The organism is Enterobacter sp. UPMP701, from assembly GCF_053709515.1.
The window spans coordinates 585047-610467 of sequence record NZ_JBSKJN010000002.1 but is presented as its reverse complement, the minus strand read 5'-3'; the positions used below and the strand labels follow the sequence as shown (position 1 = coordinate 610467).

The 25421-nt window shown below is 55.9% G+C and carries 24 protein-coding genes and 1 tRNA gene; 18 read left to right on the top strand and 7 right to left on the bottom strand.

Annotated elements, in window-relative coordinates:
* Position 1 precedes the first annotated feature (1 nt).
* Both ACWKXT_RS08605 and ACWKXT_RS08600 read left to right on the top strand, forming a co-directional pair.
* Positions 2-877 (top strand): ABC transporter permease, encoded by an 876-nt coding sequence (locus ACWKXT_RS08605; protein ID WP_032639545.1) that lies wholly within the window; start codon positions 2-4, stop codon positions 875-877.
* Positions 878-886: 9 nt separating this feature from the next.
* A complete protein-coding gene (locus ACWKXT_RS08600; RefSeq protein WP_454532201.1) occupies positions 887-2488 on the top strand; it encodes a gamma-glutamyltransferase family protein in 1602 nt (533 codons plus the stop codon).
* Positions 2489-2543: 55 nt separating this feature from the next.
* Here the strand turns inward: ACWKXT_RS08600 and ACWKXT_RS08595 are convergent, their stop codons facing one another.
* Both ACWKXT_RS08595 and fadE read right to left on the bottom strand, forming a co-directional pair.
* Positions 2544-3314 carry an amidohydrolase gene (locus ACWKXT_RS08595; RefSeq protein ID WP_454528103.1) on the bottom strand — a complete coding sequence of 257 codons (771 nt, stop codon included), beginning with the start codon at positions 3312-3314 and terminating at the stop codon, positions 2544-2546.
* A 108-nt stretch (positions 3315-3422) separates the two neighbouring features.
* A complete protein-coding gene (gene fadE, locus ACWKXT_RS08590) occupies positions 3423-5867 on the bottom strand; it encodes an acyl-CoA dehydrogenase FadE (protein WP_454528102.1) in 2445 nt (814 codons plus the stop codon).
* A 239-nt stretch (positions 5868-6106) separates the two neighbouring features.
* On the opposite strand from fadE, the gene lpcA reads away from it, so the two are divergent.
* Positions 6107-6685: a D-sedoheptulose 7-phosphate isomerase gene (gene lpcA, locus ACWKXT_RS08585; protein WP_003863232.1), complete on the top strand. Its 579-nt coding sequence runs from the start codon at positions 6107-6109 to the stop codon at positions 6683-6685.
* A 48-nt stretch (positions 6686-6733) separates the two neighbouring features.
* Positions 6734-7501 (top strand): class II glutamine amidotransferase, encoded by a 768-nt coding sequence (locus ACWKXT_RS08580; RefSeq protein WP_080328125.1) that lies wholly within the window; start codon positions 6734-6736, stop codon positions 7499-7501.
* Here ACWKXT_RS08580 and dpaA read toward each other — a convergent pair.
* Positions 7472-8212, bottom strand: a complete 741-nt coding sequence (dpaA, locus tag ACWKXT_RS08575; RefSeq protein WP_454528101.1) for a peptidoglycan meso-diaminopimelic acid protein amidase — start codon at positions 8210-8212, stop codon at positions 7472-7474. The two genes, ACWKXT_RS08580 and dpaA, sit on opposite strands and share 30 nt — an antisense overlap.
* A gap of 298 nt (positions 8213-8510) precedes the next feature.
* Between dpaA and ACWKXT_RS08570 the strand changes: the two genes are divergently transcribed.
* The 8 genes from ACWKXT_RS08570 (at position 8511) to dinB (ending at position 15715) form a co-directional block, all read left to right on the top strand.
* Entirely contained in the window at positions 8511-9854 is a 1344-nt protein-coding gene (locus ACWKXT_RS08570; protein ID WP_454528100.1) for a Na(+)-translocating NADH-quinone reductase subunit A, read from the top strand.
* Positions 9855-9856: 2 nt separating this feature from the next.
* Positions 9857-11092 (top strand): NADH:ubiquinone reductase (Na(+)-transporting) subunit B, encoded by a 1236-nt coding sequence (locus ACWKXT_RS08565; protein ID WP_454528099.1) that lies wholly within the window; start codon positions 9857-9859, stop codon positions 11090-11092.
* Entirely contained in the window at positions 11085-11879 is a 795-nt protein-coding gene (locus ACWKXT_RS08560) for a Na(+)-translocating NADH-quinone reductase subunit C (protein WP_454532200.1), read from the top strand. The genes ACWKXT_RS08565 and ACWKXT_RS08560 overlap by 8 nt, the downstream gene beginning before the upstream one ends.
* Positions 11872-12510 (top strand): NADH:ubiquinone reductase (Na(+)-transporting) subunit D, encoded by a 639-nt coding sequence (locus tag ACWKXT_RS08555; RefSeq protein WP_003863219.1) that lies wholly within the window; start codon positions 11872-11874, stop codon positions 12508-12510. The genes ACWKXT_RS08560 and ACWKXT_RS08555 overlap by 8 nt, the downstream gene beginning before the upstream one ends.
* A 6-nt stretch (positions 12511-12516) precedes the next feature.
* Positions 12517-13113 carry an NADH:ubiquinone reductase (Na(+)-transporting) subunit E gene (gene nqrE, locus ACWKXT_RS08550; RefSeq protein WP_061099102.1) on the top strand — a complete coding sequence of 199 codons (597 nt, stop codon included), beginning with the start codon at positions 12517-12519 and terminating at the stop codon, positions 13111-13113.
* Between the two features lie 10 nt (positions 13114-13123).
* Positions 13124-14347 (top strand): NADH:ubiquinone reductase (Na(+)-transporting) subunit F, encoded by a 1224-nt coding sequence (nqrF, locus tag ACWKXT_RS08545; RefSeq protein WP_080328119.1) that lies wholly within the window; start codon positions 13124-13126, stop codon positions 14345-14347.
* A gap of 2 nt (positions 14348-14349) precedes the next feature.
* Positions 14350-14550: a (Na+)-NQR maturation NqrM gene (gene nqrM / locus ACWKXT_RS08540; protein WP_454532199.1), complete on the top strand. Its 201-nt coding sequence runs from the start codon at positions 14350-14352 to the stop codon at positions 14548-14550.
* Positions 14551-14656: 106 nt separating this feature from the next.
* On the top strand, positions 14657-15715 hold the full coding sequence (gene dinB, locus ACWKXT_RS08535) for a DNA polymerase IV (RefSeq protein WP_041911133.1): 1059 nt from the start codon (positions 14657-14659) through the stop codon (positions 15713-15715).
* Positions 15716-15770: 55 nt separating this feature from the next.
* On the opposite strand, the gene pepD is transcribed toward dinB, so the two are convergent.
* Complete coding sequence (pepD, locus tag ACWKXT_RS08530) at positions 15771-17228, bottom strand: cytosol nonspecific dipeptidase (RefSeq protein WP_454532198.1); 1458 nt, start codon at positions 17226-17228, stop codon at positions 15771-15773.
* Positions 17229-17485: 257 nt separating this feature from the next.
* On the opposite strand from pepD, the gene gpt reads away from it, so the two are divergent.
* From gpt to crl, 3 genes are all read left to right on the top strand, one after another.
* Complete coding sequence (gpt, locus tag ACWKXT_RS08525) at positions 17486-17944, top strand: xanthine phosphoribosyltransferase (RefSeq protein ID WP_003863205.1); 459 nt, start codon at positions 17486-17488, stop codon at positions 17942-17944.
* A gap of 104 nt (positions 17945-18048) precedes the next feature.
* A complete protein-coding gene (gene frsA, locus ACWKXT_RS08520; protein WP_028012084.1) occupies positions 18049-19293 on the top strand; it encodes an esterase FrsA in 1245 nt (414 codons plus the stop codon).
* Positions 19294-19350: 57 nt separating this feature from the next.
* On the top strand, positions 19351-19752 hold the full coding sequence (gene crl, locus ACWKXT_RS08515) for a sigma factor-binding protein Crl (RefSeq protein ID WP_205916628.1): 402 nt from the start codon (positions 19351-19353) through the stop codon (positions 19750-19752).
* 157 nt (positions 19753-19909) lie between these two features.
* Here the strand turns inward: crl and phoE are convergent, their stop codons facing one another.
* The gene (gene phoE / locus ACWKXT_RS08510; protein ID WP_454528094.1) at positions 19910-20962 is read right to left on the bottom strand and encodes a phosphoporin PhoE; all 1053 of its coding nucleotides are present in this window, start codon (positions 20960-20962) and stop codon (positions 19910-19912) included.
* Positions 20963-21267: 305 nt separating this feature from the next.
* Here phoE and proB point away from each other — a divergent pair, with 305 nt between their 5' ends.
* The 3 genes from proB to ACWKXT_RS08495 all read left to right on the top strand — a co-directional run bounded on the left by proB (position 21268) and on the right by ACWKXT_RS08495 (position 23823).
* Entirely contained in the window at positions 21268-22371 is a 1104-nt protein-coding gene (gene proB / locus ACWKXT_RS08505) for a glutamate 5-kinase (RefSeq protein ID WP_454532197.1), read from the top strand.
* An 11-nt stretch (positions 22372-22382) separates the two neighbouring features.
* Positions 22383-23636: a glutamate-5-semialdehyde dehydrogenase gene (gene proA, locus ACWKXT_RS08500; RefSeq protein WP_454532196.1), complete on the top strand. Its 1254-nt coding sequence runs from the start codon at positions 22383-22385 to the stop codon at positions 23634-23636.
* A 111-nt stretch (positions 23637-23747) separates the two neighbouring features.
* A tRNA-Thr gene (locus ACWKXT_RS08495) sits at positions 23748-23823 on the top strand.
* Between the two features lie 14 nt (positions 23824-23837).
* Here ACWKXT_RS08495 and ACWKXT_RS08490 read toward each other — a convergent pair.
* Positions 23838-24956, bottom strand: coding sequence for a tyrosine-type recombinase/integrase (locus ACWKXT_RS08490; protein WP_454532218.1), 1119 nt, complete (start codon positions 24954-24956; stop codon positions 23838-23840).
* Complete coding sequence (locus tag ACWKXT_RS08485; protein ID WP_072049671.1) at positions 24878-25228, bottom strand: helix-turn-helix domain-containing protein; 351 nt, start codon at positions 25226-25228, stop codon at positions 24878-24880. Before ACWKXT_RS08485 ends, ACWKXT_RS08490 begins: the two co-directional genes overlap by 79 nt.
* Positions 25229-25421 lie beyond the last annotated feature (193 nt).

Genomic DNA, 25421 nt, shown 5'->3' with positions numbered 1-25421 from the left:
CATGGCGGAACTGACGACGCAAACCGTTACGCCTGCGCTTCCGCGCGCGCAGAACCGGGTGCTGAAGAAATTCCTCGGCAACAAAAGCGCGGTGATCGGCGCGGTGGTGGTGGGCTTTTTTGTACTGGTGGCGCTGCTGGCGCCGTGGATCGCCCCCTTCGACCCGGTCAAAGCCAACTTCCTGGCGGTGCGCAAAGCGCCGTCGGCGATGTACTGGTTCGGCACCGACGAGCTGGGGCGCGACATTTTATCCCGCATTATCTGGGGGGCGCGCACCTCGCTGATGGCGGGCTGTATGTCGGTCGTTATCGCGGTGGTCATCGGCGTGCCGCTGGGGCTGGTGGCGGGTTACTTCCAGAAGATGTGGGACGGGGTAATCTCGCGGTTTATCGAGGCGCTGCTGGCCTGTCCGTTCCTGATCATGGCGATCGCGCTGGGGGCATTTTTGGGCCCGAGCCTGACTAACGCGATGATCGCCATCGGTCTTTCGGCGATGCCGATCTTCGCCCGCCTGACGCGCGGGCAGGTGATCGCCATTCGCAACGAAGAGTACATCGACGGCGCGCGGGCGATAGGCCTGCCGGATCGCTGGATCATCATTAAATACGTTCTGCCAAACGTAATGTCACCGATCCTCGTGCAGGCCACGCTGGCGATTGCCTCGGCGATTATCGCCGAAGCCAGCCTGTCGTTTTTGGGGCTGGGACAGCAGCCGCCGAATCCGTCCTGGGGCTCCATGCTCAATACCGCGAAAGGGTTTCTTGAGCAGGCGCCGTGGATGTCCGTTTTCCCCGGCGTGGCAATTTTCCTCGCCGTGCAGGGCTTTAATTTACTTGGCGACGGGCTGCGCGACGCGCTCGATCCGCGCCACGACTAAGGAGTCATGATGACCAAAGCGCTTGATTTTACGTTCGGTTACGCTTCACGCCGCCCGCCGATGATGGGCCATAACGCCGTTGCGACCTCTCAACCTTTGGCGGCGCAGGCAGGGATGAAGATGCTGCAGCTGGGCGGCAATGCCGTTGATGCGGCCATTGCTACCGCGATGGCGCTGACGGTGGTTGAGCCGACCGGTAACGGGATCGGCAGCGACGCCTTTGCCATCGTATGGGACGGTGAAAAGCTGCACGGCCTGAATGCGTCCGGCCGCTCACCAGCCAGCTGGCATGCGGATCTGTTTGCCGGTAAAACCGCGGTGCCGGAAATCGGCTGGGACGCGGTGACCGTGCCGGGGGCGGTATCCGGCTGGGTCGCGCTGGCGGAACGCTTCGGCACGCTGCCGCTGACCACGCTGGCGCAGCCCGCCATTGACTATGCGCGCAACGGTTTCCCGGTCTCCCCGCTGATTGGCCATCTCTGGCAGCGCGGCTATAGCAAGCTGAAAGATCAGCCGGGCTTTAGCGCCTGCTTCGCGCCGGAAGGCCGCGCGCCGCGCGTGGGAGAAATCTTTCGTAACCCGGCGCAGGCCAACTCGCTGGAGCTGATTGCCCGCACCAACGGCGAAGCCTTTTACCGCGGCGAGCTGGCGCAGAAAATTGCCGCCTTCGCCAAAGAGCACGGTGCGCACCTGACGGCTGAAGATCTGGCAAACCACCGTGTGGACTGGGTTGACCTGCTGTCGCGCGACTTCGCGGGCGGCTCGGTGCAGGAGCTGCCGCCAAACGGTCAGGGGATCGCCACGCTGATTGCGCTCGGCATTCTGGAGCAGTGCGGTATTGAGAAGCATCATCCGGACTCTGTGCAGTCTCTGCATCTCTCCATCGAGGCGATGAAGCTGGCGCTGGCGGATCTCGACCGCTACGTGGCGGATGAAGACCATATGGCGTTCGCGGCGAAAGAGCTGCTGAGCGACCATTATCTGAAATCGCGCGCGGCGCTTATCAACCACGACAGTGCCTCAGACTTCGTTTACGGTTCCCCGACGCAGAGCGGCACGGTCTACATCAGCACCGCCGACGCCAGCGGGATGATGGTCTCGTTCATTCAGTCCAACTATATGGGCTTTGGTTCCGGGATCGTCGTGCCGGACACCGGCATCAGCCTGCAAAACCGGGGCTGCGGTTTTGTGCTGGATCCTGAGCACCCGAACGCGCTGGCGGGCAGCAAGCGCCCGTTCCACACCATCATTCCAGGCTTTGCGATGGACGGTAACGGCAAGCCGCTGATGTCCTTCGGCGTGATGGGCGGCCCGATGCAGGCGCAGGGGCACATGCAGATGGCGCTGCGCATTATGCTGCACGGGCAAAACCCGCAGGCGGCGATTGACGCCCCGCGCTGGCGCGTGGTGCAGGGCAGGGAGGTGATCGTTGAATCGACGTTCGATCGCAATACTATCGCCGCGCTGCGCGAGCGCGGGCATCAGATCGTGGTGGAAGATCCGCTCCAGGATTACAACTTCGGCGGTGCGCAGGTGATCTACCGTCTGCCGGAAGGGCACTACGTGGCCGCGACGGAAAGCCGTAAAGACGGGCAGGCGTTGGTGAGTTAAAAGACGCGATCAACATTTGTAGGCCGGGTAAGGCGTAGCCGCCACCCGGCTTTTTTCATCCAATGCTAAACGGATCCGCATCCTGCCAGGCCGGAAATTTCTCCCGATACTCCTTCAGCGCCGTTAACGATAGCTCCGCATCAATGCGCGTGGCCTGATGCGGCTCGGCGGTGGCAATAATCTCGCCCTGCGGATTCACCACCCGGCTATCGCCGCGGTAGTGATGCCCGTTGCCGTCCGTTCCGACACGGTTACAGCCCACCACGTAGGCCTGGTTCTCAATGGCGCGCGCCACCAGCAGCGCCTGCCAGTGCAGCGAACGCGGCGCAGGCCAGTTGGCAACATACAGCGCCAGGTCGTAATCGTTGCGGTTGCGCGACCACACCGGGAAGCGCAGGTCGTAGCAGACCAGCGGCAAAATACGCCAGCCGCGCCATTCAAACACCACGCGCTCGTTACCCGCTTCATAGTGATGATGCTCATCCGCCATGCGGAACAGGTGGCGCTTATCGTAGAAGTGCACTTTTCCTTCCGGCTCAACCAGCAGGAAGCGGTTTACCGGCCCGCGCTCCGTCTGCAGCGCGGCGCTACCGGCAACCAGCGCGTTGGTCTCCTGCGCTTTGGCATGCATCCAGGCGACCACTTCCTCCTGCGGCATCGACTGTTTTGCCGCTTCCATGGCGAAGCCGGTGGTGAACATCTCCGGCAGGACAATCACATCTCGCCCGGTAATCTCTTCCAGTTGACGATCAAAGTGGCGCAGGTTGGCAGGACCATCCATCCACACTAAAGGCTGCTGCAAAATCGAAATCTTAAGACCAGGCACGATACAGGCTCCTCAAACGACCGCTTTTTGACACTGTAGCACGTCATTACGAGAAAATGTGGCAATAAAAAACCCCGCGCGGGGCGGGGTTTGTCAAAGCGAAACGCGTTATGCCGCTTCAGGTTTGCGGTGCTTCTCCGGCAGCTTTACCGGCTGCGTCGCCAGCTCTTCCGGTTCGAAATCATCCACGTTAATGCTGCGCAGACGGCTCTCTTCGGCTTTCACCAGCAGCGCGGCTTCATCTTTGTTGATAATGCCACCGGCCAGCGCCTGTTTCGCCAGTTCATCCAGACGGGTAAACGGCAGGTTTTTGCCCAGCTGTTTGCAGATCTTCTGGTGAATCGGGTCTGCGGCCATCACGTCCAGCAGCGCCTCTTCCAGCAGACCCACCGGGTTATGCGGCGTCGGCTCAAGATACTGACCGCGGCCGATACGGGAGCGGGTTGCGCTCGGTACCTGCAGGATCTTCGCGACCTTGTGATCCAGCTTGTCGGACGGGGCCAGGTGGTGACGACCGGTCGGGAAGATCACCGCGCGCAGAGCGCCTGCGACAAAGCGGTTCGGGAAGTTGGCCAGCAGGTCGTCAATCGCCTGTTCTGCCTGATACATCGCATCCTGCACGCCCCAGTGGACCAGCGGCAGATCTGCTTCCTGACGGCCTTCGTCGTCGTAGCGTTTCAGCACCGCCGAGGCCAGGAAGATCTGGCTCAGCACATCCCCCAGACGGGCAGAGATACGCTCGCGACGCTTCAGGCTACCGCCCAGAACCGCCATGGAAACATCCGACAGCAGAGCCAGGTTGGCGCTCAGACGGTTCAGATGCTGGTAGTAACGTTTGGTCGCATCGCCGGTTGGCGTCGCGCTGGTAAGACCGCGCGTCAGGCCCAGCCAGAAGCTGCGCACCTTGTTGCTGCCCACGTGACCAATATGTTTGAACAGCAGCTTGTCGAAGGCATCCACGTCGTTATTCTGCGCGGCGGCCATCTCTTCCAGCACATATGGATGGCAGCGAATCGCCCCCTGGCCGAAGATCATCATACTGCGGGTCAGGATGTTCGCCCCTTCCACGGTGATGGCAATCGGTGCGCCCTGATAGCCGCGCGCCAGGAAGTTGCCTTCGCCGAGCATAATGCCTTTACCGCCCGCGATATCCATCGCGTCAATGATCGACTGCTGCGCGCGGTGGGTACAGTGGTACTTCACAATCGCGGACAGCACGGCGGGTTTTTCGCCCAGCATGATGCCGTAGGTAATCAGCGACGCAGCGGCATCCATCACGTAGGCGTTGCCCGCGATACGCGCCAGCGGCTCTTCGATACCTTCCATCTTGCCGATGGAGATTTTGAACTGACGGCGGATGTGGGCGTATGCACCAATCCCCATCGCTACCGACTTCAGACCGCCGGTTGAGTTCGACGGCAGGGTAATACCTCGGCCCACCGACAGGCATTCCACCAGCATACGCCAGCCCTGACCGGCCATTTTTGGGCCACCGATGATGTAGTCAATCGGCACAAAGATATCCTGGCCTCGGGTCGGACCGTTCTGGAACGGCACGTTCAGCGGGAAGTGGCGGCGACCAATTTCAACGCCTGGGGTAGACGTTGGGATCAGCGCACAGGTAATGCCCAGATCTTCTTCACCGCCCAGCAGTTTTTCCGGATCAGAGAGCTTAAAGGCCAGACCGAGCACGGTGGCGATAGGCGCCAGGGTGATATAGCGTTTGTTCCAGGTCAGGCGCATGCCCAGCACCTGCTGGCCCTGCCACTCGCCCATGCAGACCACGCCGGTATCCGGGATGGCGCCTGCATCAGAACCTGCTTCCGGGCTGGTCAGCGCGAAGCACGGGATTTCCTGACCGCGTGCCAGACGCGGCAGATAGTGATCTTTCTGCTCTTCGGTACCGTAGTGCTGCAGCAGTTCGCCCGGGCCTAAGGAGTTCGGCACGCCGACGGTAATCGCCAGGATCCCGGAGACGCCCGCCAGCTTTTGCAGCACGCGAGCCTGAGCGTAAGCGGAAAACTCAAGACCGCCGTACTCTTTCTTAATGATCATCGCGAAGAAGCGATGCTCTTTCAGGTACGCCCACAGCTCCGGCGGCAGGTCGGCCATTTCGTGGGTGATAGCAAAGTCGTTCGCCATGCGGCACGCTTCTTCCACCGGGCCGTCAATAAAGGCCTGTTCTTCAGCGGTCAGGCGCGGCTGCGGATAGTTGTGCAGCTTTTTCCAGTCCGGGTTGCCCTGGAACAGGTCGCCTTCCCACCAGGTGGTGCCCGCATCAATTGCTTCTTTCTCGGTGCGCGACATTGGCGGCATCACTTTGCGGAAGCCTTTAAAAACCGGCGCGGAGATCATCGCCTTACGCATCGGAGCCAGGTTAAAGGGCAGAAGAATGATGGCAAGCGGGACTAAAAGCCAGATATTCCAGAGCCCTGCGACGCCAAGCGCAGCCGTCCAGGCCAGAAGAATCAGACTGCTCAGGAATAAACTTACGCGGTGATAGAACAGCACACCGAGCAGTACAACGGTTGCGAGAATGCTCAAAATCATCATAAAGAAAAGCTCCCTTGCTTGTAGGAGGTCTGACCACTTGTGATGATATGGTTGTAGTTGATGTGAATTCCTTTAGCAATGTGTTTACAAAATAATTACAACCTGGTTCACATTGTTCGCGTTTTAGCCGGCACAAAAAATCAAAACGCCGGATGATTCGCATGGCTTTAGCTTCTCGCTTTTCCCGCTATCCGGTACACTCCACTGTGTTATTTCATCAATACTGAAGGATTATCCTCATGTACCAGGATCTTATTCGTAACGAACTGAACGAAGCGGCGGAAACGCTGGCGAACTTTCTGAAAGATGATGCCAATATTCACGCTATTCAGCGCGCGGCGGTCCTGCTGGCCGACAGTTTCAAAGCCGGTGGCAAAGTGCTCTCCTGCGGTAACGGCGGCTCCCACTGCGACGCCATGCACTTCGCCGAAGAGCTGACCGGACGCTACCGTGAAAACCGCCCGGGCTACCCGGCGATTGCGATTTCCGACGTGAGCCACATCTCCTGCGTAGGCAACGACTTCGGTTACGACCATATCTTCTCCCGCTACGTTGAAGCGGTAGGCCGTGAAGGCGATGTGCTGCTCGGTATCTCTACCTCCGGTAACTCCGCTAACGTGATCAAAGCGATCGCCGCCGCGCGTGAAAAAGGGATGAAGGTCATCACCCTGACCGGCAAAGATGGCGGTAAGATGGACGGTACGGCGGATATCGAAATTCGCGTTCCGCACTTTGGCTATGCAGACCGCGTTCAGGAAATTCATATCAAAGTGATCCACATCCTGATCCAACTGATCGAAAAAGAGATGGTTAAGTAAGACTTCGCTGGGGGATCCCTGTGTCCCCCGCTGTTGTGGAGGTGATATATGTGCGAACTGCTCGGGATGAGCGCCAATGTGCCAACCGATATCTGCTTTAGTTTCACCGGGCTGGTTCAGCGCGGTGGAGGAACCGGGCCGCATAAAGACGGCTGGGGCATCACCTTCTACGAAGGCAAAGGGTGTCGCACGTTCAAAGATCCACAGCCCAGCTTTAACTCACCGATTGCCAAACTGGTGCAGGATTACCCCATTAAATCCTGTTCGGTGATCGCCCACATCCGCCAGGCAAACCGCGGCGAAGTGGCGCTGGAAAATACCCATCCGTTTACCCGCGAACTGTGGGGCCGTAACTGGACCTACGCACATAACGGGCAGCTTACGGGCTATAAATCACTGGAGACGGGCAACTTCCGTCCGGTCGGTGAAACGGACAGTGAGAAAGCGTTCTGCTGGCTGCTTCATAAGCTGACGGAGCGCTATCCCCGCACGCCCGGCAATATGGCCGCCGTGTTTAAATACATCGCTTCGCTGGCATCAGAGCTGCGTGAAAAAGGCGTGTTTAATATGCTGCTGTCTGACGGGCGTTACGTGATGGCGTTCTGCTCGACGAACCTGTTCTGGATCACCCGCCGCGCGCCGTTTGGGGTGGCAAAGCTGCTCGATCAGGATGTGGAGATAGACTTTCAGAAAGAGACCACACCGAACGATGTGGTCACAGTCATTGCGACGCAGCCGCTGACGGGCAACGAAGCCTGGCAGAAGATCATGCCAGGCGAGTGGGTGCTATTTTGTCTCGGGGACCGTGTAATTTGACGCCAGCTGCGGGTGGACGACTTCGTGGCTCAGCGGTTTGCTGACCACGTAACGCCCATCGACGATAGAGACTACCGGCGGCTTGTGGGTCTGCTCAAAGTAGTCATAACCTGGCTTCAGCTGTTTCCAGAAATCGGCGTAGTAAGAGTACTTATGGCGCGCCATATTGGCATCGGTCATGCGGAACGGATAGATGCTGACCTGAACGTTAGGCTGCCCAAACACCAGCGCGCCCGTTACAAACTGGAAAATCTCATCAATACCGGCGTCGGTCATCGCATAACAGCCGACAGACACGCAGGCGCCGTGGATCATCAGGTATTTACCTTCATAGCCGTGAGCACGGTCATAGGCGTTCGGGAAACCAATGTTAATGGCTTTATAGAAACGGCTGTCGGGTTTGAGCTGGCTACGCTGAACGTTGTAAAAACCTTCCGGGCTTTTGAAATCGCCCTGACGCTGTTTCGGACCCAGCCCGCCGGAATAGTTACAAATCTTGTAGCTATCAAGCAGCTGATATGTTTCGCCCATTTTGACATACAGATCGAGCGTGCGCTCTTCCTTGAAGATCTGAATATAAACCGGGGATCCCATTAACTGCTGTTTATATTCTTTGCTGATCGGCGTCGTGGAGCTGTTGCTGCTGAGCAGCCCGGCAAACGACATGCACGGAATCAGAAGCATCGCAATGAACAATGCGATTTTACGCATACTACTAGTTCCTTGATAAAACCATGACCAACTTGCCAGGACGGCAAAAGAGACCCGAAATCAGATTATTCTGTTAGGAGCGCTCACATTAGCACCGCTATAGATTTTCGCAAGAGCCGGGCGGTGAGTTTACAAATTAGTTTTACTTTATAAACCATCAAAATCGCGCTGGCTCCAGGAACTTTGCGTAATAGCTCGCAATTTGGCGCGCTCGAAGCTGGATTACCTGCCCGTCAGAAGGGGAAAATGTTACACTTCGCGTCCACTGGATTGTTGTTTATGGAAACCTGCTAACCACATGTTTAAAATAAAAAAAGGACTTGATTTGCCGATTGCAGGCGTGCCTGAGCAGCACGTCTCGTCAGGTGCAAGCGTCCGTCATGTCGCTATATTAGGTGACGATTATCTGGGAATGCGGCCTTCAATGCTGGTACAAGAGGGCGATCGCGTTATTAAAGGGCAAGCGCTCTTTGAAGACAAAAAAAATCCCGGCGTCATGTTCACCGCACCCGCCAGCGGCACCGTCGTCGCGATCAATCGTGGCGAGCGACGCGTGCTGCAGTCGGTGGTAATCCGCATTGAAGGCGATGAACAGCGTGAGTTCGCGCATTATGAAGTAGCGGAACTCGCGTCGCTTAGCCGCGAAGCCGTGCAGGCTCAACTGCTGGCATCCGGTTTGTGGACGGCGCTCCGCACGCGCCCTTTCAGCAAATCTCCTGTTCCTGATACCGCGCCGGTCGCCATTTTCGTTACGGCCATCGACACCAACCCGCTCAGCGCGGATCCGCAGCCTGTTATTCTGGCGCAGCGCAAAGATTTTGATGCCGGTCTGAGCGTTTTAACGCGTCTGACCCCTGGAAAAGTGCACGTGTGCCAGGCTGGCGGCGGGAAGCTTGGTGGACATCCGCTGGGGCAGGTCACGTTTAATGAATTCGCCGGCCCGCATCCAGCGGGGCTGGTCGGGACGCACATCCATTTCCTTGAGCCGGTGAGCCTGACAAAACAGGTCTGGCATCTTAACTATCAGGATGTCATTGCCATCGGTAAGCTCTTCACCACTGGTGTGCTCTGCGCTGAACGGACCATCGCTATCGGTGGGCCGCAGGCGGCAAACCCGCGCCTGGTGAAAACGCTTCTGGGAGCAGACATGAATGAACTGCTCGTCGGGGAAACGAAAGAGGGTGAAAACCGCCTGATTTCCGGTTCGGTACTCAGTGGCCGCCATGCCGTTGGCGCGCACGCGTACCTGGGACGTTTCCATTTGCAGGTCAGCATTGTGCAGGAAGGGCGTGAAAAAGAACTGTTCGGCTGGGTGCTGCCCGGCGCGGAAAAATTCTCGGTCACCCGCACCACGCTGGGCCATTTCCTGCGTCATAAACTGTTTAACTTCTCCACCAGCACGAACGGCGGAGAGCGCGCAATGGTGCCAATTGGCAACTACGAGCGCGTGATGCCGCTGGATATTCTGCCTACCGTGCTGTTGCGCGATCTCCTGGCCGGCGATACCGATGGCGCGCAGGCGCTCGGTTGTCTGGAGCTGGACGAAGAAGATCTGGCGCTTTGTACCTATGTGTGTCCAGGTAAATACGAATATGGACCCGTATTGCGCGAGGTGTTAACCCGCATTGAGCAGGAAGGATAACCATGGGTTTAAAACATCTCTTTGAAAAATTTGAGCCGCACTTCACCGAAGGGAAGCTCAAAAAGTACTACCCGCTGTATGAAGCGACGACCACCATTTTCTACACGCCAGGTCTGGTGACGAAAGGCGCGGCGCACGTTCGCGATGCCATCGATCTGAAGCGAATGATGATTCTGGTGTGGTTTGCCGTCTTCCCGGCGATGTTCTGGGGCATGTACAACGTCGGTCTGCAGACCATTCCTGCCCTGCATCATCTCTACGATGCGCAGCAGCTGGCGCAGGTGATTCAGTCTGACTGGCACTATCGTCTGGCACAGTCGCTGGGCGTCAGCTTTGCCGCTGATGCTGGCTGGGTCAGCATGATGACGCTGGGCGCAGTCTTCTTCCTGCCGATTTACATGACCGTCTTTATCGTGGGCGGCTTCTGGGAAGTGCTGTTCGCCATCATCCGCAAACACGAGATCAACGAAGGCTTCTTTGTTACCTCCATTCTGTTTGCGCTGATTGTTCCGCCAACGCTGCCGCTCTGGCAGGCGGCGATGGGGATCAGCTTTGGCGTGGTGATTGCCAAAGAGATCTTCGGCGGAACCGGACGTAACTTCCTCAACCCGGCGCTGGCGGGGCGTGCGTTCCTGTTCTTTGCTTACCCGGCGCAAATCTCAGGTGATCTGGTGTGGACGGCTGCGGACGGTTTCTCCGGCGCGACGCCGCTTTCACAGTGGGCGGCTGGCGGCGGTGAAACGCTGGTGAACAATGCGACCGGCCAACCGGTGACCTGGTTTGATGCATTTATTGGCAACATTCCGGGCTCCATTGGCGAAGTATCTACCCTGATGATTTTGATCGGCGGGGCCATCATTCTCTTTGGCCGCGTAGCCTCATGGCGGATCGTCGCGGGCGTTATGCTCGGCATGGTGCTTACCGCCACGCTGTTCAATCTCATTGGTTCAAACACGAACCCGATGTTTTCCATGCCGTGGTACTGGCACCTTGTGCTGGGAGGCTTTGCGTTTGGCATGATGTTCATGGCCACCGATCCCGTCTCGGCCTCGTTTACCGACAGAGGTAAATGGTGTTACGGCGCGCTCATTGGGGTGATGTGTGTACTGATTCGCGTGGTCAACCCGGCCTATCCGGAAGGGATGATGTTGGCCATTCTGTTTGCCAACCTGTTTGCGCCGCTGTTCGACTACCTGGTCGTGCGCGCTAACATTAAGCGGAGGAAGGCGCGTGGCTGAGGTTAAAAATAACGACAGCATCAGCAAAACGCTGCTGGTGGTTTTGGTACTGTGTCTGGTTTGTTCCATCGTGGTTGCCGGTTCTGCCGTAGGGTTGAAACCGCTGCAGCAGGAACAGCGCGCGCTGGATAAACAGCGCAACATCCTGGCCGTAGCCGGGCTGATGCAGGAAGGCATGACGAAGGACGACGTCGCGGCCGTGTTTGCTGAACGCATTACCGCACGGCTGGTGGATTTAAAAACCGGCGAGCTGATGGATAAAGACCCGGCGAAATACAACCAGGCGCTGGCGCTGAAAGATCCGCAGATGAGCACCGCGCTTGACGCCTCGCAGGATCCGGCAGGTATTAAGCGCCGCAGCAACATCGCGGAGATTTACCTGGTGCGTGACGAGCAAAAGCGCGTGCAGGAAGTGGTTTTGCCCATCTACGGCAACGGCTTGTGGTCAATGATGTACGCCTTTGTGGCACTGGATACCGATGGCCGCACGGTCAAAGGCATTACTTATTACGATCAGGGCGAAACGCCGGGGCTGGGTGGCGAAGTGGAAAACCCTAACTGGCGTGCGCAGTTTGTCGGTAAAAAAGTGCTCAACGACAACGGTCAGCCTGCACTGAAGGTGGTGAAAGGGGGCGCGCGTGCCGGGGATGAATTCGCCGTTGACGGCCTTTCCGGCGCCACGCTCACCTCTAACGGGGTGCAGCACAGTTTTGATTTCTGGATGGGTGAACTGGGCTTTGGTCCCTTCCTGAAAAATGTACGTGAAGGAGCGCTGAACAATGGCTGATACGGGCGAACTGAAAGAAGTTAAAAAGGTGCTGATTGGTCCACTTTTAGCCAATAACCCGATAACGCTGCAGGTGCTGGGCGTCTGTTCAGCTCTGGCGGTAACGACCAAGCTGGAAACGGCGGTAGTGATGACGCTGGCGGTAACGCTGGTTACGGCGTTTTCCAGCATGTTTATCTCCATGATCCGCCACCACATCCCCAACAGCGTGAGGATCATCGTGCAGATGGCGATCATCGCCTCGCTGGTGATCGTGGTCGATCAGCTGCTGCGCGCTTTCGCCTACGAAACCTCGAAGCAGCTTTCGGTGTTTGTCGGGCTGATCATCACCAACTGTATCGTGATGGGCCGCGCAGAAGCCTACGCCATGAAAATGCCGCCGCTGGCGAGCTTTATGGACGGTATCGGCAACGGCCTGGGTTACGGTGTGATCCTGCTGACGGTCGGTTTCCTGCGCGAGCTTATTGGCAGCGGCAAGCTGTTTGGCATTCCGGTGCTGGATACGGTACAGAACGGCGGCTGGTATCTGCCGAACGGCCTGTTCCTGCTGGCCCCCAGCGCGTTTTTCATTATCGGTTTGCTGATCTGGCTGATTCGTACGTTGAAGCCTGAACAGCAGGAAAAGGAGTAACCGACAATGGCTCATTACCTGAGTTTATTTGTGCGCGCGGTGTTTGTTGAAAACATGGCGCTCGCCTTCTTCCTGGGCATGTGTACCTTCCTGGCCGTTTCTAAAAAGGTCTCGACGGCATTTGGCCTGGGTGTGGCGGTCACCGTTGTGCTGGGGCTTTCGGTTCCGATTAACAACCTGGTGTTCAATTTCGTGCTGCGGGACAGCGCGCTGGTGGAGGGGGTTGATCTCAGCTTCCTTAACTTCATCACCTTCATCGGGGTGATTGCGGCGCTGGTGCAAATCCTGGAGATGATCCTCGATAAGTATTTCCCGTCGCTGTACAACGCGCTGGGGATCTTCCTGCCGCTGATCGCGGTGAACTGCGCCATCTTCGGTGGCGTCTCGTTTATGGTTCAGCGCGATTACAACTTCAGTGAATCGGTTGTGTATGGTTTCGGTTCCGGTATCGGCTGGATGCTGGCGATTGTCACCATGGCGGGGATCCGTGAAAAAATGAAATATGCCAACGTGCCTGCGGGTCTACGCGGCTTAGGGATCACCTTTATCACCACCGGCCTGATGGCGTTGGGCTTTATGTCCTTCTCCGGTGTGCAGCTATAAGGGCTAACAGATGGAAATTATTCTTGGCGTGGTGATGTTCACGCTGATAGTACTGGTGCTGTCAGGGCTTATTCTGGCGGCGCGTGCAAAACTGGTCAATTCCGGCGACGTGGTCATTGATATCAATGACGATCCGCAGAATCAGATCCGCACGCCAGCAGGCGATAAGCTGCTTAATACGCTCTCGGGCAATGGGATTTTTGTCTCATCAGCCTGCGGCGGCGGTGGCTCGTGCGGACAGTGCCGTGTGACGGTGAAAGAAGGGGGCGGTGATATTCTGCCTACTGAACTGTCGCATATCACGAAGCGTGAAGCGAAAGAGGGCTGCCGTCTGGCCTGCCAGGTTGCGGTGCGCCAGAACATGAAGATTGAGCTGCCGGAAGAGATCTTCGGCGTGAAAAAATGGGAGTGCGAGGTTATCTCTAACGATAACAAAGCCACGTTCATTAAAGAGCTCAAACTGCGTGTCCCTGAAGGGGAGAGCGTTCCATTCCGGGCGGGAGGCTATATCCAGATTGATTGCCCGGCACACACCGTGGCGTATGCCGACTTCGATGTGCCTGAAGAGTACCGGGCCGACTGGGATAAATTTAATCTCTTCCGCTTTGTTTCCGAGGTCAAAGAGCCCGCGCTGCGCGCCTATTCCATGGCTAACTACCCGGAAGAGAAGGGCATTATTATGCTCAACGTGCGTATCGCCACGCCGCCACCGAATGTGCCTGATGCACCGCCGGGCGTGATGTCATCATACATCTGGTCCCTCAAGCCGGGTGACAAAGTGACGATCTCCGGTCCATTCGGTGAGTTCTTTGCTAAAGATACCGACGCGGAAATGGTCTTTATCGGCGGCGGTGCGGGTATGGCTCCGATGCGTTCGCACATTTTCGACCAGCTCAAACGTCTTAGCAGCAAGCGTAAAATTAGCTTCTGGTACGGCGCGCGCTCGCTGCGAGAAATGTTCTACGACGACGAGTTTGAACAGCTGGCGCGTGAGAATCCGAACTTTACCTTCCACGTGGCGCTTTCCGATCCGCAGCCGGAAGATAACTGGACGGGCTATACGGGGTTCATCCACAACGTGCTGTATGAGAACTACCTCAAACAGCATCCGGCACCGGAAGATTGCGAGTTCTATATGTGTGGTCCACCAATGATGAACGCCGCCGTGATCAAGATGCTTAAAGATCTCGGTGTGGAAGATGAGAACATCCTCCTTGATGATTTCGGAGGCTGATTATGCTGACCTTTCTGGCAACCTTTGCGGTGTTTTTGCTGGTAATCTTTGGCATGTCATTAGGCTGGATCATCAAGCGTAAAAGCATTCAGGGCAGCTGTGGAGGCATCTCATCCATCGGAATGGAAAAAGTGTGCGATTGTCCGGAGCCGTGCGATGCGCGGAAAAAGCGGATGGCTCGCGAGCAGCAACGCATTATTTAGTTTTCCTGGTCGGGTAAGGCACCCCGCCACCCGACAATTCCTGCGCACCCTTCTCAACCCTCATTTGTTTACTGTATACTTATCCAGTGATGAGTGAGGGCTTACTATGCGCAAAATAATCCATGTCGATATGGACTGCTTTTTTGCCGCAGTGGAGATGCGTGACAACCCGGCGCTGCGGGATATTCCCATCGCCATTGGCGGCAGCCGCGTTCAGCGCGGTGTGATCAGCACCGCCAACTATCCTGCACGCAAATTTGGCGTGCGCAGCGCCATGCCGACGGCAATGGCGCTGAAACTTTGCCCGCACCTTACTCTTTTGCCAGGGCGCTTTGACGCCTATAAAGAAGCCTCAAACCATATACGCGAAATCTTCTCCCGCTACACCTCACTGATTGAACCGCTTTCGCTGGACGAAGCCTATCTGGACGTCACCGACAGCCTGCATTGTCACGGCTCCGCTACCCTGATGGCGCAGGAGATCCGCCAGACCATTTTCAACGAGCTGAATCTCACCGCGTCGGCAGGCGTCGCGCCGGTAAAATTTCTCGCCAAAATTGCTTCCGATTTAAATAAACCCAACGGCCAGTACGTCATCACCCCTGAAGAGGTCCCGGCGTTTTTAAAAACGCTGCCGCTTGGCAAAATCCCCGGCGTAGGCAAAGTCTCCGCCGCGAAGCTGGAAAGTATGGGGTTACGCACCTGCGAAGATGTGCAGCGAAGCGACCTGGCTATGCTGCTCAAGCGCTTTGGGAAGTTTGGCCGCGTGCTGTGGGAGCGCAGTCAGGGCATTGACGACCGCGATGTAAACAACGAACGGCTTCGTAAATCGGTCGGGGTTGAGCGCACGCTGAGCGAAGACATCCATGACTGGTCGGAATGCGAAACCATTATTACGGAACAGCTCTATCCGGAGCTGGAGCGACGCCTGATCAAAGTAAAGCCTGATTTACTGATTGCCCGACAGGGCATCAAGCTGAAATTTAACGACTTTCAGCAGACGACGCAGGAGCACGTCTGGCCGCGCCTGAACAAAGAAGATCTTATCGCAACGGCGAAAAAGGCGTGGGAAGAACGACGAGGCGGACGAGGGGTGAGGCTGGTGGGACTGCACGTCACGCTGCTGGATCCGCAGCTGGAGCGTCAGCTGGTTTTGGGATTGTAGATTGCACTCATCGTAGGCCCGGCAAGCGTAGCGCCGCCGGGCAACAGACGACAAATTACTTCGCAGGGATCGCCTTCAGCAGTTCCGTCAACAGCGTCCAGTAATGGCCGACGCTTTCAATATGAACCTGCTCATCCGGAGAGTGTGGACCGGTAATGGTTGGCCCGATGGAGACCATGTCCATGTCCGGATACGGTTTTTTGAACAGACCACATTCCAGACCCGCGTGAATAACCTGAATGTTCGGGGTGCTGTTGAACAGACGCTGGTAAGTTTCACGCACCAGCGCCATCACCGGAGAGCTTGCATCCGGCTGCCAGCCAGGATAGCTGCCTTTAGCGGAGGTTTTCGCACCGGCCAGCGTGCCCAGGGATTCCAGCATGCTCACCACGTACTCTTTACCGCTGTCGATCAGAGAACGAATCAGACAGATGATCTCTGCGCTGTCGTCGCTCATGGTTACCACGCCTACGTTCAGGGAGGTTTCCACTACGCCTTTCGCTACGTCAGAGTTGCGAATAACGCCGTTTGGCGTCGCGTTCAGCAGTTGAACGAAGCTGTCGCGAGACTGCGCGGTCAGGGCGGTTTTATCCGTAGACACGGATTCCAGCACCACGGTCAGGTTCTTCTCTTTCGCCGACAGTTCGTTTTTCAGGATATCCAGGTAGATGCTGGAGAGTTTTTTCAGCTCGTCCGCTTTCGCCGCTGGCACCGCCACGGTGGCAAAGGCTTCGCGTGGGATCGCGTTGCGCAGGGTACCGCCATTGAAGTCCACCAGACGCAGGTTCAGCTCGGTCGCGTGGCCCGCCAGGAAGCGTGCCAGCAGTTTGTTGGCGTTACCCAGACCCAGGTGAATATCTCCGCCGGAGTGACCACCTTTCAGCCCTTTCAGCGTCAGCTTGAAGGTCTGGAAGCCCGCAGGAATCGCTTCGCGGGACAGCGGCAGGGTAGAGATGAAATCAATCCCGCCCGCGCAGCCCATGTAGATCTCACCTTCTTCTTCGGAGTCGGTGTTGATCAGGATGTCCGCCTGCAGCCAGTTGGCCTGCAGACCAAACGCGCCGTCCATGCCCGCTTCTTCGGTCATGGTCAGCAGCACTTCCAGCGGACCGTGCTCAACGCTGTCGTCGGCCAGCACCGCCAGGGCAGAAGCCATACCGATGCCATTATCCGCACCCAGGGTTGTGCCGCGTGCTTTTACCCAGTCGCCGTCGATGTACGGCTGGATAGGATCTTTAGTGAAGTCGTGAACGGTATCGTTGTTTTTCTGAGGAACCATGTCCAGGTGCGCCTGTAGCACAACCGGTTTACGGTTTTCCATACCTGCGGTGGCAGGTTTGCGGATCAGAATGTTGCCAACCTGGTCGCGCTCTGCGTGCAGACCTTTTTCCTTCGCCCAACCCATAATATGTTCGGCAAGCTGTTCTTCATGGTAAGACGGGTGTGGGATGGAGCAGATTTTCGCAAAAATATCCCACAGTGGCTGTGGAGATAATTGAGACAGTTCAGACACGATAAGTCTCCTTGTCGAGGCGCTGCAAACAGGGTTGCAGGTCACAGGGTTAGCAGGTTAATAGTTACCACAAGACAGGCTTGCGAGATGCATCTGAGAATACCACTTTCTCTGCTGGCTGGTAGCATAAAGCATGTAAAAACTCAGGCAGGGAGCGCTAAACACTGGTTTTTAGTGCGCCAGATCTCTATAATCTCGCGCAACCTGGTTCACCCTCATTTTTTTAAGCCGTATAAAAACAGGCTGGGACACTTCACATGAGCGAAAAATACGTCGTCACCTGGGACATGTTGCAGATTCACGCACGCAAACTGGCTGCGCGTCTGATGCCTTCCGAACAGTGGAAAGGCATTATTGCCGTCAGCCGTGGCGGTCTGGTACCGGGGGCGCTGCTGGCACGTGAGCTGGGTATTCGTCATGTCGATACCGTCTGCATCTCCAGCTATGACCATGATAACCAGCGTGAGCTGAAAGTGCTGAAACGCGCTGAAGGCGACGGTGAAGGCTTCATCGTTATCGACGATCTGGTGGATACCGGTGGTACCGCGGTCGCTATTCGCGAAATGTACCCGAAAGCGCACTTCGTGACGATCTTCGCCAAACCGGCGGGCCGTCCGCTGGTTGATGATTACGTGATTGATATCCCGCAGGATACCTGGATTGAACAGCCATGGGATATGGGCGTGGTCTTCGTACCGCCTATTTCAGGCCGTTAATTCCCGCACGTAACTTTACACGCCCGGCTATGCCGGGCGTTGTTCTTTTTATCCCGCCACGCGTTACAATGGACTCTATATGACGTATCCATGGAGGCAACGCAATGACGCAGGCGAATCTCACCGAGACTCTCTTCAAACCCCGTTTCAAACACCCTGAAACGTCGACGCTGGTCCGTCGGTTTAATCCGGGTACCATGCCTGCCGTCCAGTCTGCGTTAGACGGTAAAAACGTGCCCCACTGGTATCGCATGATTAACCGCCTGATGTGGATCTGGCGCGGTATTGATCCCCGTGAAATCCTCGACGTACAGGCGCGTATCGTCATGAGCGAGTCTGAGCGTACCGACAGCGAGCTCTACGACACGGTGGTGGGCTACCGGGGCGGAAACTGGATCTACGAATGGTCTAAACAGGCGATGCTCTGGCAGCAAAAAGCGAGCCAGGAAGAAGATGCCACGCGCAGCGGCAAGCACTGGCTGCATGCGGCCAATCTCTACGCTATTGCCGCGTACCCGCATTTAAAAGGGGACGAGCTGGCTGAACAGGCTCAGGCGCTGGCAAATCGCGCCTATGAAGAAGCGGCTCAGCGTCTGCCGGGCCAGATGCGCGAGCTTGAGTTCGCCGTTCCGGGCGGTGCGCCCGTCACCGGCTTCCTGCACATGCCTGAAGGCGACGGCCCGTTCCCGACCGTGCTGATGTGTGGCGGTCTGGATTCCCTGCAAATTGACTATTACAGCCTGTATGAGCGCTACTTCGCACCAAAAGGGATCGCGATGCTGACGCTCGATATGCCTTCCATTGGCTTCTCGTCGAAGTGGAAGTTAACGCAGGATTCGAGCTTGCTGCACCAGCATGCGCTTAAAGCGCTGGAAAATGTTCCATGGGTTGATCATACCCGCGTGGCGGCATTTGGTTTCCGTTTTGGGGCGAACGTCGCGGTGCGTCTGGCTTACCTTGAATCTTCACGTCTGAAAGCTGTCGCCTGTCTGGGGCCGGTGGTTCATGCCCTGCTTAGCGATCCTGCCCGCCAGGGCAGCGTGCCGGAGATGTATCTTGACGTGCTGGCCAGTCGCCTTGGCATGCATGATGCATCAGACGAAGCGCTGCGCGTTGAGCTCAACCGCTACTCGTTAAAAACGCAAGGATTGCTTGGGCGCCGCTGCCCGACGCCGATGCTGTCCGGTTTCTGGAAAAACGACCCGTTCAGCCCGGAAGAAGAGTCGCGCTTAATCACTTCGTCATCTGCGGATGGCAAATTGCTTGAGGTGCCGTTCAGCCCGGTGTATCAGAATTTTGACAAAGCCTTGAAAGAGATCACGCGCTGGATCGCCCAGAGAGTGTGTTAATAGATTGCTAAATTTCGCTGGTTTGGTAAAACAGTGGCTTCACAAAAGGAGATCGCAATGACGTTACCGAGTGGACACCCGAAAAGTAGGCTGATTAAGAAATTTATGGCTCTCGGCCCGTATATTCGAGAAGAGCAGTGTGAAGAGAATCGCTTTTTTTTCGACTGCCTGGCTGTTTGCGTCAACGTGAAGCCTGCACCCGAAAAACGTGAATTCTGGGGCTGGTGGATGGAAATGGAAGCAGAGGAAAAGCGTTTTACCTATAGCTACCAGTTTGGCCTGTTTAATAAAGACGGCAACTGGCAGGCCACCACCATCAAAGATCAGGAAGTGATCGATCGCCTGGAATATACCCTGAAAGAGTTTCACGACAAGGCTGGCGCACTGCTGGCAACCCTGGATCTGAAGTTCGAGCCAGCGGATGACTTTTCCAGCGAAGCGGTGAAACTTACTGCCTGATACCAAAGCGCCGGGTAGCGGCTACGCCTTACCCGGCCTACAAAAACTGATGGTTTTCTCCCTCTCCCCGTGGGAGAGGGCCGGGGTGAGGGCACCAGACCGCATTAATTCCCGACAAAAAAACCGGCATTAAGCCGGTTTTTTTTATTTCGCATCATCAGAACTGGTATGTCACACCCAGCGCAACGATATCATCGCTGCTCACGCCCAGTTTATTATCGTCGTCAATCTGGTTGATTTTATAATCAACAAACGCGGACATATTCTTGTTGAAGTAATAGGTCGCGCCGACATCAATGTATTTCACCAGATCTTCGTCACCAATGCCTTCGATATCTTTGCCTTTAGACTGGACATAACCCAGAGACGGGCGCAGACCAAAATCAAACTGATATTGAGCGACGACTTCAAAGTTCTGGGCTTTATTTGCAAAACCGCCCGAGATTGGCGTCATATTGCGGGTTTCAGAATACATCGCTGCCAGATAAATATCGTTCGCGTCGTATTTCAGACCGGTAGCCCAGGCTTCCGCTTTCTGCCCCTGGCCGCGCGCCAGCAGGTTCTGCGCGTTGGTGCGGTCAGAGTTGGTGTATGCGCCGCTGACTGCGAAATCGCTGCCGCCGAAATCATAGGTCAGAGAGGTACCAAAACCGTCACCGTTCTGTTTTTTGGCGTCACGATTTTCGTTCTTACCCTGGTACTGCAGCGTCATGTCCAGGCCGTCAATCGCACCGAAGAAATCAGTGTTACGGTAGGTCGCAAGACCGGACGCACGCTTAGTCATGAAGTTGTCGGTCTGCGCGGAAGAGTCGCCGCCGAACTCTGGGAACATATCGGTCCACGCTTCGACGTCGTACAGGGCGCCCAGGTTACGACCGTAATCCAGAGAGCCAAAATCTTTCAGTTTCAGACCAGCAAACGCCAGACGCGTTTTCTGCGAAGAGTCGCTTTCTGCTTTATTACCCGCAAATTCAGCTTCCCAGCGGCCATAGCCTGTCAGCTGATCGTTAATCTGAGTTTCGCCTTTAAAACCGAAACGAACGTACGTCTGGTCACCATCTTTTGTGTCATCATCGCTGATATAGTGCATAGCTTTCACTTTGCCGTACACGTCCAGTTTATTACCGTTTTTATTATAAACTTCAGCTGCGTGAACTGATGCGGAAGCTACCACGCCCATAACCACTAATGCCAGAGTGCTCTTTTTCATTTTCGATCCTGTCTTATAAACGCGCTTAAAAAATTCGCTGGACGATAAGCTCATGCTTAAGTCCCGTGAAAAAACAGGAAGGGTTTTATCGTTCTGGAATGAAACTTTTATGACAAACTAAGAATAATTTTAAAAAACTGTGATTTATTATTTCGGTAATAAATTTGTCAAAATTTGCCGCTACGCTTCCTGATCCCGCGCAACAAAGTGCTTTGTGATGCGCTAAGGCAGTTGGCAACCGGGCTGACTCCTGTTAAAACGTTCGTTTGACATTACTTTCCCTTATCGTTGAACGGCAGAGAATCATGAGTGACAGCCAGACGCTGGTGGTAAAACTCGGTACCAGTGTGTTAACAGGCGGATCGCGCCGCTTAAATCGCGCCCACATTGTTGAGCTTGTACGTCAATGCGCTCAACTGCATGCCGCAGGGCATCGGATTGTGATTGTGACCTCCGGGGCGATTGCCGCCGGGCGTGAACACCTGGGTTACCCCGAACTCCCCGCGACGATCGCCTCTAAACAGCTGCTGGCCGCCGTGGGACAAAGCCGACTCATTCAACTCTGGGAACAGCTGTTCTCCATCTACGGCATTCACGTCGGGCAGATGTTGCTGACGCGTGCGGATATGGAAGACAGAGAGCGCTTCCTGAACGCCCGCGATACCCTGCGTGCGCTGCTTGATAACAATATCGTTCCCGTGATCAACGAAAACGATGCCGTTGCCACCGCCGAAATCAAAGTGGGTGACAACGATAACCTCTCTGCGCTGGCTGCGATTCTGGCCGGTGCCGATAAATTACTGCTTCTGACCGATCAGCAGGGGCTATTCACCGCCGATCCGCGCTCGAATCCTGAAGCCGAGCTGATTAGCGACGTTCACGGCATCGATGATGCCCTGCGCGCCATCGCCGGTGACAGCGTTTCTGGCCTGGGAACGGGCGGCATGGGAACCAAGCTGCAGGCCGCCGACGTGGCGTGCCGCGCCGGTATCGACACCATTATTGCGGCGGGGAGCCGCCCTGGCGTCATTGGCGACGTCATGGAAGGTATCTCTGTGGGAACCCGCTTCCACGCGCAGGAATCCCCGCTGGAGAACCGCAAGCGCTGGATTTTTGGCGCGCCGCCTGCGGGTGAACTCATCGTTGATGAAGGGGCAACCGCCGCGATTCTGGAACGCGGAAGCTCATTGCTTCCTAAAGGAATTAAAAGCGTGACAGGCAACTTCTCTCGTGGTGAAGTGATCCGTATCCGTAACCAGGAAGGTCGCGACATTGCCCACGGCGTAAGCCGCTATAACAGCGATGCCCTGCGCCGCATTGCGGGTCACCACTCTCAGCAGATCGACGCCATCCTGGGCTATGAATATGGCCCGGTTGCCGTGCATCGCGATGACATGATTATTCGTTAAGGAGCCAGAACATGCTGGAACAAATGGGCGCAGCCGCGAAGGCCGCCTCTTACAAACTGGCGCTCCTTTCCAGTCGCGAGAAAAACCGTGTGCTGGAAAAAATCGCTGATTATCTGGAAGCACAGTCTCAGGACATTCTGCTCGCCAACGAGCAGGATTTACTGGAAGCGCGTCGTAATGGTCTGAGCGAGGCGATGCTCGACCGCCTGGCGCTGAACCCGTCGCGTCTTAAAGGTATCGCCGACGATGTTCGTCAGGTTTGTAATCTGGCTGACCCGGTAGGGCAGGTGATTGACGGTGGGCTGCTCGATAGCGGTTTACGTCTGGAGCGACGCCGCGTGCCGCTCGGCGTTATCGGTGTGATTTACGAAGCCCGTCCAAACGTGACGGTCGACGTCGCTTCCCTGTGCCTGAAAACCGGTAACGCCGCGATTCTGCGCGGTGGGAAAGAGACATGGCGCACCAACGCCGCCACGGTGAAAGTCATCCAGCAGGCGCTGGAAGAGTGTGGCTTACCGGCGGGGGCGGTGCAGGCGATCGAGAGTCCTGACCGCGCGCTGGTCAATGAAATGCTGCGCATGGACAAATACATCGACATGCTGATCCCACGCGGTGGCGCGGGCCTGCACAAGCTGTGCCGCGAGCAGTCGACCATTCCGGTCATTACGGGTGGTATCGGGGTATGTCATATCGTGGTTGACGACAGCGCCGAAATTGAACCAGCGCTCAGGATCATCGTCAACGCCAAAACCCAGCGTCCAAGCACCTGTAACACCGTGGAAACGCTGCTGGTGCATCAGGGAATTGCGAGCACCTTCCTGCCAGCGCTGAGCAAACAGATGGCGGAAAGCGGCGTGACGCTGCACGCTGATACTAACGCGTTTGCGCTGCTTCAGGACGGCCCGGCTAACGTTGTTCCAGTGAAAGCGGAACAGTATGACGACGAGTTCCTGTCACTGGATCTGAACGTGAAGATTGTTGCCGATCTCGACGATGCCATTGCGCACATCCGTGAACATGGCACGCAGCACTCTGACGCCATCCTGACGCGCACGCTGCGCAATGCCGATCGCTTCGTGAACGAAGTGGATTCCTCTGCGGTCTATGTGAACGCTTCCACCCGCTTCACCGACGGCGGCCAGTTTGGGCTTGGCGCAGAGGTCGCGGTCAGCACGCAGAAACTGCATGCGCGCGGTCCGATGGGGCTTGAAGCATTGACCACTTACAAGTGGATCGGCTTCGGTGACGATACGATTCGTGCGTAAATAATCACGGGTGATGCAAAAATAGCCGTTTGATTCAAAAGGGCATTGACGCATCACCCGGATAGATCTAACCTTTTGCCCCGTGGTTACATTCGTAACCGACCTCTCAGGGCCGATATAGCTCAGTTGGTAGAGCAGCGCATTCGTAATGCGAAGGTCGTAGGTTCGACTCCTATTATCGGCACCAGTCATATCAAGTAGTTACGCATCATTTGTACCTTCCTTGTTTTCACTGTGGGACAGATTTGGGACAGAAGACCCGAAAATAGAGTCAATTTGCCGTGCATGTTCTGTCAGGTGATTAGGTGCAAGGTGAGCATATCGGCGAACCATTTCGATTGACTCCCATCCTCCCATTTCCTGCAAGACAGAAATCGGAACTCCAGCCTGAACAAGCCAGCTTGCCCATGTATGTCTCAGGTCATGAAAGCGAAAATCCTCAATACCAGCTCGCTTTAATGCAGCCCTCCATGCAGTGTTAGCGTCGTAGCGCATCTTCCTCACTACAGGTGATTTGGTTCCGTCTGGTTTTGTGCTGCTTTCCTTGTAAACAAATACCCACTTGTGGTGATTTCCGATTTGCTTTTTCAGCACCCGGCAAGCAGTATCATTCAGCGCCACGCCAATGGCCTGATTCGACTTGCTCTGCTCAGGGTGTATCCATGCCACCTTTCGCTGCATGTCTATCTGCTGCCATTCCAGATTGATGATGTTCGAACGTCTTAAGCCAGTAGAAAGCGCAAACTCAACGACTGACTTAAGCGGCTCCGGACATTCATCAATCAACCTTCTCGCCTCGTGAGGTTCAAGCCATCTGATGCGCTTGTTCTTTGGCTGAGGAACTTTGACTATCGGAGCCTTATCCAGCATTTTCCATTCACGTTCTGCTGCCCTGAGAAGCGCTTTAATGAATGATAGGTGGGTTGCTTTTGTGGCTACCGCTGCTGGCTTTGGTTTGTATTCTGGCGGTTGCTTTCCCTTCTTGCGACACGCCTCTTCCATAAGTTTCCAGTTTTCCTCATGCCGACGATTGGTCATCTTCTGAATGGCAGAGTAAATCTTCGTTTCTGTAATATCCTTCAACTGCATCCCTGCAAAATGCTGTAGCCAGAATCCGATCCGGCTCTTGTCGTCATCCAGTGACTTCTTGTGCGACTTTTCCTCCAGCCACCTGACACAAGCCTCTTCAAATGTCATGTCAGGGGTCTCGCCTAATTTGCTTACCCTCCATGCTTCGGCCTTTAGCTTGTCATGAAGCTCCGTGGCCTGCCTTTTGTCCTTTGTCCCAAGAGACTGCTTAAATCTTTTGCCGTCCGGCAATGTGAAGCTGGCGTACCAGGTTTCACCTCTGCGGAATAGTGACATTTCAGTTCCTCTGCTATGCCATCACCCGCGCTCACGCCGACAGTATGCAGCGGAGACTGAAGCGCCGCAATGCAGGCTTGCCGAGTAGTGAGGTATGGGGATTTGGGTTTGGAAGGGTCTTTGCGTGTTGCCTGAAGGCGGCCCGTGCGAATCCAGTTTGTGGCGGTAGGTCTGGATATCTTGAGAAATGCACAGGCCTCATCGAGTGTGAGGCTGTGTGATTCCATGGTTACTCCTACGCATACCACTTATCGACTTTGGCATATTCATCAACTACGTCCGCAAAGCCTAAGGATTCCAATAGCTGGCATATAACTGCATCTGCCTCTTCGTGTGACACCTCAGTGTCTCGCCACGTTTGTAATTCCTTGAGTTTCTCTATCGCTTCTTCACGAGTCATTATCTATCTCCAATAAAAAA